Source organism: Clostridium sp. 1001270J_160509_D11, assembly GCF_015667935.1.
GTDB lineage: Bacteria > Bacillota > Clostridia > Peptostreptococcales > Peptostreptococcaceae > Intestinibacter.
The window spans coordinates 1-9,779 of sequence record NZ_JADPET010000114.1 but is presented as its reverse complement, the minus strand read 5'-3'; the positions used below and the strand labels follow the sequence as shown (position 1 = coordinate 9,779).

Below are 9,779 nucleotides of genomic sequence, written 5' to 3'. Positions count from 1 at the left end.
CTAAAAATATAGATTTTTTTAAAACACATATACAGAAATTATACTTATTCACAATTTGTAAATGATTATAATTTCCTTAGAATTAAAAAAAGAGTTGTTACTTTGTATATTAATAATACACAGTAAACAACTCTTTAAATTACTTTTATTTGCTATTCATAAATAACTCTTTATTTTTGTATAAGTAGTCTATTCCTGAATAAAGTGTAAATATTGTAGCAATATACATAGCTATTGTTCCAATAAATACTATAGTTTCATTTGAGTAATTAGCTCCTATTAATAATAGTATTATAGCTATCATTTGGCTTGTAGTTTTAATTTTTCCTCCACCACTTGCAGCTATTACTTTTCCATTATCAGCAGCAATTGCTCTTAAAATACTTACCGTAAGTTCTCTTGCAACAATTATTATTACCATCCAACCAGCAACTAAATTATATTCTATCATGCATATTAACGCAGATAAAACTAATAATTTGTCTGCTAATGGATCCATAAACTTCCCAAAATCAGTAACTAGATTGTGTTTTCTAGCTATTCTTCCATCTAAGAAGTCAGTTATAGATGCTAATATAAATATTATGCATGATATTAAAAAGAAATTATTCATTTGTGATAACATAACTATCACAAATACTGGTATAAGGCATATTCTAAGCAATGTCAGCTTATTTGGTAAATTCATCTTCTATTACCCCCATTAGATCATACTCTAAAGCATCAGTTATGATTACATTTACAAATTCCCCTACTTGAAGATTTCTTATAGATTTAACATATACTACTGCATCTATTTCTTCTGCATCGTATATAGTTCTACCTACATACACGTTGTCTTCTATTTGTTCTTCAACTAATACTTCATATTTGTTCCCTACTTTATTATTATTCTTTTCTTCTGATATTCCTTGTTGAATCATCATTAATCTTTCTTGTCTTTCAACTTTTGTCTCTTCATCATGATGATTTGGAAGTTTATCAGCTGGAGTATCTTCTTCTCTTGAGTAAGTGAATACTCCTAATTTATCAAATTGAGCTTCTTGTATAAATTCTGAAAGCTCATCAAAGTCTTGTTCTGTTTCACCAGGGAAACCTACTATTATACTAGTTCTTAAAGTAGCATCTGGTATATGACTTCTTATCATATTTATTTTAGATAATATATCTTCTTTAGTTGTTTTTCTGTTCATTAATTTTAATACTCTGTTGCTTGCATGTTGTATAGGCATATCAAAGTAGTTACATATATTATCGTATTTTTTGATTACTTTTACTAAGTCTTCTGTTATTGATTCTGGATAAGAATACATAACTCTGATCCATTTTAATCCGTCTATTTGAGCTAATTCTTCTAAAAGATCTGCTAATCTTTCTTCTCCGTATAAATCTAATCCGTATTTAGTAGTATCTTGTGCTATTACTACTAATTCTTTAACTCCATTTTCTGCAAGTTTTTTAGCTTCTGCTATTACATCTTCCATCTTTCTACTTCTGTATTTTCCTCTTAATTTAGGTATTATACAGTAAGTACATTTATTGTCACATCCTTCACCTATTTTTAAGTAAGCCATATGACTTGGAGTTGATACATATCTTGGTAAGTTTTCATCATATGCAAATTCTATATTATTTAAACTTACTATTTGATGTTTTTCGCTAAGTTCTGCTAATATTTCATCTATATTTTGATAACTACCTGTACCTACTATAGCATCTATTTCTGGTATTTCTTCTTTTAATTCGTCTGCATATCTTTGAGCTAGGCATCCTGTAACTATTAATAATTTTAGATTTCCTGTTTCTTTAAGTTGTGCAAATTCAAGTATAGTTTGGATTGATTCTTGTTTAGCTGATTCTATAAAACCACAAGTGTTTACTAGTATTACATCCGCATCTTCAAAACTACCTGTTAGCTTATATCCTTTCTCATTTAATATACCCATCATTATTTCTGCATCCACTAGGTTTTTCGAACATCCTAGAGATTCTAATGCTATTTTTAACATAAATTACTTGCTCCTTATTTAACTTTCTCTTTTTAAATTTTCTAATTCCTCTTTTGTTATTAAAACTTTACGAGGTTTACTTCCTTCACTCGGTCCAACTATACCTCTTTCTTCCATAGAATCTATAAGTCTTGCCGCTCTATTAAATCCTATTTTGAATTTTCTTTGAAGCATTGATGCCGAACCTTGGTTGTTTGAAACTACAAAATCTATAGCTTCTTCTAAAAACTCATCTACATCGTTGTCTTTTACAGCAACAGGTCTAGATATTGTCTCTATTATTTCTTCTTCGTATTTTACTTCCTCTTGTTCTTGAGATTTTATTTCGTCTATTACTTTTTCTGATTCTTCCTCAGATATAAACGCCCCTTGTATTCTAACTGGTTTTGCTGCACCTAAAGGATAATAAAGCATATCACCTTTTCCAAGTAATTTTTCTGCTCCACCCATATCTAGAATTGTTCTAGAGTCTGTTTGTGAAGAAACTGCAAATGCTATTCTTGAAGGTATATTTGCTTTTATTATACCTGTGATTACATCTACAGAAGGTCTTTGTGTAGCTATAATTAAATGCATACCAGCCGCTCTTGCCATCTGTGCAAGTCTACATATATAATCTTCGACTTCGTTACCACAAGCCATCATTAAGTCGGCTAACTCGTCTATGATTATAACTATTTTGTACATTTTATCTTCACATTTTTTGTTATAACCTGTGATATCTTTTACTCCATTTTCTGCGAATAATTGATATCTTTTGTTCATTTCATTAACTGCCCAGTTTAAAGCATTTGATGCTTTTTTAGGGTCTGTAACTACTGGTGACAATAAATGAGGTATTCCATTATAATGTGCAAGCTCTACTACTTTTGGATCTATTAAAAGAAGTTTTACTTCTTCTGGTGATGATTTATATAGTAGAGATGTTATTATTGTATTTATGCAAACACTCTTACCAGAGCCTGTCGCCCCTGCCACTAGTAAGTGAGGCATTTTTGCTAAATCTGCTATAAGCGGTTTTCCACTTATTTCTTTACCAAGCCCTACAGCCAAGCTAGATGGATTATTTAAAAATTCTTCACTAGTTATAACTTCTTTAAGTCCTACTACTTGAGGCTTGTCGTTTGGAACTTCTATTCCTATTACAGATTTTCCTGGAACTGGAGCTTCTATTCTTATGCTTCTAGCAGCTAAGCTAAGAGCTAAGTCATCAGATAGATTTACGATTTTACTTACTTTTGTTCCTGGTTTTGGAGAGACCTCATATCTAGTTATAGTAGGTCCAAAAGTAGCAAGACAACTATCTATCTCGATATTAAAGTTTTTAAGCGTTTCTTTTACTGCTGCACTTTTATTTTGCTCTTTATATCCATTTTTTCCTATATTATAATTTTTAAGACATTTTATTGAAGGTTTTTTATATTTAGATGTTATATTTGAAACATCTCCTTTTTTAGAATCTGTCTGTAAATTAAAATGAAGTTGTTCTAAATCACTTGTCTTATTTGAAGTAGATTTTTTATCAAATACAGATTTATCGTAATTATTAGTACTTTCTAAATCATATTCTTTATTAGACTCTCTTTTCATAAGGTCATTTAATTCTTTTAAACCACTATCCACAGGCTCCATAGTCTGTGTTCCTTCTAATATTTCTAGTACGTCGTCTTCTGCTTGATTAAATCCTACTATTTTTACTGTTCTTTCGTCATCATAATCTTGAGAAACTGTGTTTTCATTTTCTGATAGATTATCTTCATTTTGGTCATCTTTGTGATTTTTCTTATTTGCTAACTTTTTAAAGAATCCTGTCTTTTCATCAACTATTGTAGTATCGTCGACTTCATCTGTTATCATATCTAATGCTGAATTTTTTAAATTATTAAGCATATCTTTGAAAGTTAAATTTTCATCTTTAGCAACAGTTGATTTATTTTTTACACTCAATATAATGTCTTTAATTGATATATTAAATACAAATATAATGCTTAAAAATAATGCAAATAAACTTATTAACCAGCCACCAGTAATTCCAAATATCTCTTTGATAAAGTAGGCAATTATAGATGTTATAAGACCAATTCCTCCATCTTCAACACCAACTCTCATAATTGAACTTATCATCTCTGGTCTTAGTGGATTATCAACCGGTATAAGATTTGAATTAAAAAGACCATAAAAAATAAATATAAATATTATTGCTATGTAGTATACCTTACTTTTTCTCAGCCTGAATATATATTCATTATTGTCAAAGAATCCTAAAATCCCTGTTAAAATAATAAGTATAGGTATTAACATCGCCAAAGCACCAAACAATCCTTTAAATACTTCTTGAGTTATACTTCCTATAAGCCCCATAGAGCTTGAGTTTAAACTGTATAATAAAAAGATACCTATAAATATTGTTATTAAATTACTATACTCTGATCCAATATTAATATTTGTTGTTTTCTTTTTCGAAAATTTACCCTGCTTCTTCTTTGCCACCAATCTCACCTCTTATTTTAAGGATATTAATACTGTAAAAATTCTATATTCACAGCAAAAAGTGTTAATGCATAAACACTAACACTTTATTTGTATTTTAATATTATATCATAAATTATAGTATTTAAACACAGGAGATTCAATTTGTTTGTTTAATTGTTATTTTCCTTTATTAATTCTTTAAGTTTTGTAAGAGATTCTTTAAGACCTCCGACTTCATCTATAAGTCCACAGTCTACTGCTTCTTTACCTATTAGAACACTACCCACATCACTTACAAGTTCATCTTTTGTATACATAAGCTTAGTCAACTCTTCTTTTGATATGTCTGATGTTCTAATTATAAATTCGTTTATTCTTTCCTGCATTTTTTTGAAATACTCAAATGTTTCATTTACTCCTATTACTAGTCCATTTGTTCTTACTGGATGGACTATCATAGTTGCACTAGGTGCGATAAATGAATAATCACCCGCTGTTGCAAGCGGAACTCCAATTGAGTGACTTCCACCTAGTACTAGTGTTACTACTTTTTTAGATATGCTGTGTAAAAGCTCAGCCATAGCAAGACCAGCTTCAACATCTCCTCCAACAGTATTTAGTATTACTAATATCCCTTTTATTTCTGGGTCTTCTTCTATTGAGTAAAGCATTGGTATGATATGTTCATATTTAGTCGCTTTCTTTTGAGGATTCCCCATAAAGTGGCCTTCTATTTCACCGATAATCGTAATGCATTGAATTTCTTTATTTTCTTTTGTCGGTACTTGTGTTGTCCCAAGTTCTTTTATATTTTGGACAACTTGTTTTTGTTTATTGTCTTCTTCGTCTTCATCATCATTATCGTTATTTTGTGGTATTTTAGCTTCACTTTTCAAATCGTATTCTGTAATATTTTTATTAGAGCTACCTATTAAATTTCCGTGGCCTTCTTTTGGCTTTTGATCTGGGTTTTCTTTTGGATTATCTATAGTATTTGGATTTTGTACCTTTCCTTCTAGGTTATCTAGATTGTTGTCTTGGTCGTCATCAACACCTAAGTTACATAAATTAATATCATTTGCATCTGAAAAATTCCAATCGCATAAATTTATGTACGGATTTTGAGTATTTTCGTTTTTTGGCATATTTTCACCCCTTATATTTTATAAATATATTAGACAAAAGTTATTATAAAAAATTAAGTTTATATAGCAATTTGTCAACTATTATACAGAAATATTTTGCCCAAAATAGAATATTTTATTATAGAAAATTCACTCCGTTCATGACGCCAACAACTTCGCATGTTGCTTAAAATTCGCTTCGCTCATGGCGCCAACAACTTTGTATATTTATTAGAATAAAAATAAGCTTACCTAATATAAGGTAAGCCTATTATCGATATATCATTATGTATTTTATTAAACAGAAAATGCATTGTGTATAACATGCACTGTTGTCACCATATCTTTTTCATCTACAAGACAAGACAATGAGTTGTATGAATCTGAAGATTGGAGTAATGTTACATTTTCAGCATTTAAAGCTCTCATTATTTTTGCTATAACCCCTGGTGTCTCGGTCACTTTATTTCCTATTAATGTTACTTTAGCACAGTCAGGTTTTATTTCATATTCTACATCGTATTGTTTTAATATATTTTCAACTTCTTCAAGATTGCTTACATCAAGTGCAAAAGCTTTCTTTTCAGTAAAGAAATTTATCATATCCATATTTATATGTCTATCTTCCATTTCATTTAATATTCTAGAAAATATATCTTCTGTAGCTATAACTTTAACTTGTGCTATCTTATCTTTATGAGCAACAGCACTCATAAATTTAACTTTTGAGCTGTCTTCATATACATCTTTTAGCACATTTGCTGGACCTATTTTTGTCCCCTCATAATTTGGATTATAAGTGTTTTTTATTTGCAGTATTATATCTGCATTTTTAGCAAGTTCTACTGCTCTTGGATGTATAACTTTTGCTCCCTTTTCTGCCATTTGAAATACTTCATCATAATCTACATATTTTAATACTTTAGCATCTGGCTCAATTCTTGGATCTGCCGTCATTATACCATCTACATCTGTATAAATTTGTACTAAATCACTGCCTAATGCCTTTCCTATAGCAACTGCTGATGTATCAGAACCGCCTCTGCCTAGTGTAGTTATTTCACCATCTTCAGTTCCTCCTTGGAATCCTGCTATAATTACAACTTTTCCATCAGCTAATTCTCTTTGAATTTTTTTAGGATTTATTTTTTTTATTTTAGCATTTGAAAATGCTTTTGTAGTTATTATACCTGCTTGAGTCCCAGTTAAAAATGTAGCTGGTATTCCCATTGAATCTAGCATAGTTGCAAGTATTGTACCTGATATAATTTCTCCACATGACATTATCATATCAAGCTCTCTTTTTGTAGGTCTATCATTTATATTAGTACACATGCTTATAAGTGTATCTGTAGCATATGGAGCCCCTTTTCTCCCCATAGCTGAAACAACAACTGCTATATTTTTATATTTTTCTTTATGTGCTTCTATTATTTTACATACTTCTTTCATCTTTTCGTATGATGCTACTGATGTACCACCAAACTTTTGTACTAAAACCTCCATAATATCCTCCTAATATATTCCTTCATATTCTATTATTATCATATCATTTCCAATTTTTCTTACATTTCTCCACGGAACTTCCAATACTTCTTTGTCTTTTCTAAGACCTAAAAACCCTCTTTCTCTAGGTATAGATAAGGCTAGTATATTTCCTGTAGCCTCATCTATTATAATATCACATTCGCCGACTACCCCTAATCTCTCTCCTGTGATTAAATTTACAATTTCTTTACCTGCTATTTCAGATAAATACATAAATATCCCTCCAATATAAGAAATTATTCATTTCAAATTTAATATTGTCAAGATTTATAAATTTATGTTTTCTACATCTTTACCTACTATGCAAACACCCATATTTTCTGTATTAAATACTTTTTTGATTATTTTAACTACATCGTCGTATTCTACTGCGTTAATATAATCTATAATATCTTGTTCGTCATCTACTTTATTTCTCATAAGCAGATTTTTCCCATTTGACATCATTCTGCTACTAGTACTTTCAAGATCTAACATATAGCTTCCCTTTAGTTGTTCTTTACTTTCATGTATTTCTTGTGGCGAAATATATTCATTTCTAATTAGTTCTATTTCTTCTAATATAGATTTATACACTTCTTGTATATTTTCAGTACTAGTACTAGCAAATATCCCTAACTCACCGCAATCTTCATATAAAGTTTGTGATGAATATATAGAATAAGCTAAGCCTTTTTCTTCTCTTATCTTTTGGAATAATCTAGAGCTTATGCTTCCTCCAAATACATTATTTACAACAGATAAAGCATAAACTTCCCTATTATTTGTCATAGGTATAGCATCTAAATTAATTGCTAAGTTTACTTGTTCTATATCCTTGTTCTTTTTAACAATACAAGGATTAAAGTTTGGCTTTGTAGTGCTTGTATCTACTGATTTTGGTTGCCAAGTTTTGAATTTTTCTTCTATTTGTTTAACTATTTCCTCAAATTTAAAATTACCACAAATAGATATTATAGAATTGTTTGGCACATAATATTCATTGTAGTAATCTAAAATACTTTCTCTTTTTAAGTTTTTTAAAGACTGTCTATCACCTAAAATATTCATACCAAGACTATGGTCTTTATAAATATTTTCAAGTAATAAATCATATACCAAGTCATCAGGAGAATCTTCATACATCTTTAATTCTTCTAATATTACTGATTTTTCTTTTTTAATATCTCGTTCATCAAAGCGAGAATTAAGTATCATATCGCTAAGTACATCTATTCCTATATTTATATGCTCATCTAGTAATTTAACATAAAAACAAGTACATTCTTTACTTGTAAAAGCATTTATTACTCCACCTAAATTATCTATCTCTCTCGCTAATTCTTTTGAAGTTCTATTTGTAGTTCCCTTAAATAGCATATGCTCTATAAAATGAGATACTCCACTATTTTCTTTTGTCTCCATGATAGAACCAGCTTTTACCCAAACACCTAATGAAATTGACTTTAAGTAAGGTATTTCTTCCCCAATTATAGTAAGTCCGTTTTTTAATGTCTGACATTTATACATACTGTCCTCCAATTGTTTAAATATTGAAAATTATATATGTATTTATTATAGTGTACACGTTTAATTTATACAAGTGAAAATTATTCTACTCAAATACATCACTTAATTTGCCAGGGATATACCCCTTTATTCTTATAATTGATATAATATCATCTAAACACATTGTTGTAGCCTTTGTAGGATGCATCAAAACTATACTTCCATCTTTTATGTCTTTCTTTTTAATTCGTTCTATTATTTTATCTGGGTTATCCTTGTCCATCCAATCTATAGTATCGACATCCCATTTATAGCATATATATCCTAAATCATTAGCTGCTTTTACCGTATTGTCACAAAACGCTCCAGACGGTGCTTGAAAGAATTTACTCTTAGTATTTGATACATCGTCAATAATATCTTGTGCTTTTTTTATTTCATTAAAATTTTCATCATAAGATAATGTATCATAGTTTATATGCTGGTATCCATGATTTGAAATTTCATGGCCTTTTTTTTGCATTTTGAGTATCATATCTTCGTTTTTTTGTGCCCATTTACCTGTTACTGCAAAAGTTATTTTAACATTTTCTTTATCTAATACTTCTAAAATCTTTTCTATATATTCATCTTCCCAGCCTAAGTCTACGTTGCAAGTAATTGCAACGTGACCACTGTTTTTAAGCGTACCCATAGTATAAGGCTGATTATTTTGGGCCAAATCCAACAAATTCATAGTATCTTGTGTTCTATTTTTTAATATGTACGCTATGCCACCTATTATAAATGCCAATATCAATATAAAAATTAATATCTTTTTTAATTTCTTTTTACTAACTACCATCAACACCATATTGGGTTCCTCCTTATTAGTACAATCCTATATTACATATTATTTAAAGAGTATATTTTTTATTCACGCTTTAGAATAATTTCTTGTCCATAAAATTTATTAGAAATTTGCTTTTATTATGTCTTGGAGTCTATAATTTCTTTTTACTTTTTAAGTAAGTGATTTTCTATTTAGTTAATTCATTTACTCGAAATTTAATTTTTTATATGATAGATTGTCAATATAAGTGCAACATTTTATGTTTATGTTGCAGCGAAGACCTCTGCAGGTGTTTTATATCCAAGA

General features: G+C 29.3%; 8 protein-coding genes. All 8 read right to left on the bottom strand.

The genetic code is table 11. The features are described from left to right. Positions 1-145 precede the first annotated feature (145 nt). The 8 genes from pgsA to I4U58_RS10330 all read right to left on the bottom strand — a co-directional run bounded on the left by pgsA (position 146) and on the right by I4U58_RS10330 (position 9,494). Positions 146-688 (bottom strand): CDP-diacylglycerol--glycerol-3-phosphate 3-phosphatidyltransferase, encoded by a 543-nt coding sequence (pgsA, locus tag I4U58_RS10365; RefSeq protein ID WP_195931272.1) that lies wholly within the window; start codon positions 686-688, stop codon positions 146-148. After that, positions 672-2,009: a 30S ribosomal protein S12 methylthiotransferase RimO gene (gene rimO, locus I4U58_RS10360; RefSeq protein WP_195931271.1), complete on the bottom strand. Its 1,338-nt coding sequence runs from the start codon at positions 2,007-2,009 to the stop codon at positions 672-674. The genes pgsA and rimO overlap by 17 nt, the downstream gene beginning before the upstream one ends. A gap of 18 nt (positions 2,010-2,027) precedes the next feature. Next, positions 2,028-4,499 (bottom strand): DNA translocase FtsK, encoded by a 2,472-nt coding sequence (locus I4U58_RS10355; protein WP_347708178.1) that lies wholly within the window; start codon positions 4,497-4,499, stop codon positions 2,028-2,030. Positions 4,500-4,651: 152 nt separating this feature from the next. Further along, positions 4,652-5,359, bottom strand: coding sequence for an ATP-dependent Clp protease proteolytic subunit (locus tag I4U58_RS10350; RefSeq protein WP_195931273.1), 708 nt, complete (start codon positions 5,357-5,359; stop codon positions 4,652-4,654). 543 nt (positions 5,360-5,902) lie between these two features. Beyond that, entirely contained in the window at positions 5,903-7,111 is a 1,209-nt protein-coding gene (gene dapG, locus I4U58_RS10345) for an aspartate kinase (RefSeq protein WP_195931269.1), read from the bottom strand. A 9-nt stretch (positions 7,112-7,120) separates the two neighbouring features. Continuing rightward, a complete protein-coding gene (locus I4U58_RS10340) occupies positions 7,121-7,366 on the bottom strand; it encodes a YlmC/YmxH family sporulation protein (protein ID WP_195931268.1) in 246 nt (81 codons plus the stop codon). Positions 7,367-7,420: 54 nt separating this feature from the next. Beyond that, complete coding sequence (locus I4U58_RS10335; protein ID WP_195931267.1) at positions 7,421-8,662, bottom strand: pitrilysin family protein; 1,242 nt, start codon at positions 8,660-8,662, stop codon at positions 7,421-7,423. 85 nt (positions 8,663-8,747) lie between these two features. Beyond that, the gene (locus I4U58_RS10330; protein ID WP_195931266.1) at positions 8,748-9,494 is read right to left on the bottom strand and encodes a polysaccharide deacetylase family protein; all 747 of its coding nucleotides are present in this window, start codon (positions 9,492-9,494) and stop codon (positions 8,748-8,750) included. Positions 9,495-9,779 lie beyond the last annotated feature (285 nt).

Bases quoted from the DNA above. Each gene is read 5' to 3' on its own strand.
- pgsA (WP_195931272.1), bottom strand. From the start codon at position 688: ATGAATTTACCAAATAAGCTGACATTGCTTAGAATATGCCTTATACCA.
- rimO (WP_195931271.1), bottom strand. From the start codon at position 2,009: ATGTTAAAAATAGCATTAGAATCTCTAGGATGTTCGAAAAACCTAGTG.
- dapG (WP_195931269.1), bottom strand. From the start codon at position 7,111: ATGGAGGTTTTAGTACAAAAGTTTGGTGGTACATCAGTAGCATCATAC.
- I4U58_RS10340 (WP_195931268.1), bottom strand. From the start codon at position 7,366: ATGTATTTATCTGAAATAGCAGGTAAAGAAATTGTAAATTTAATCACA.
- I4U58_RS10335 (WP_195931267.1), bottom strand. From the start codon at position 8,662: ATGTATAAATGTCAGACATTAAAAAACGGACTTACTATAATTGGGGAA.
- I4U58_RS10330 (WP_195931266.1), bottom strand. From the start codon at position 9,494: ATGGTGTTGATGGTAGTTAGTAAAAAGAAATTAAAAAAGATATTAATT.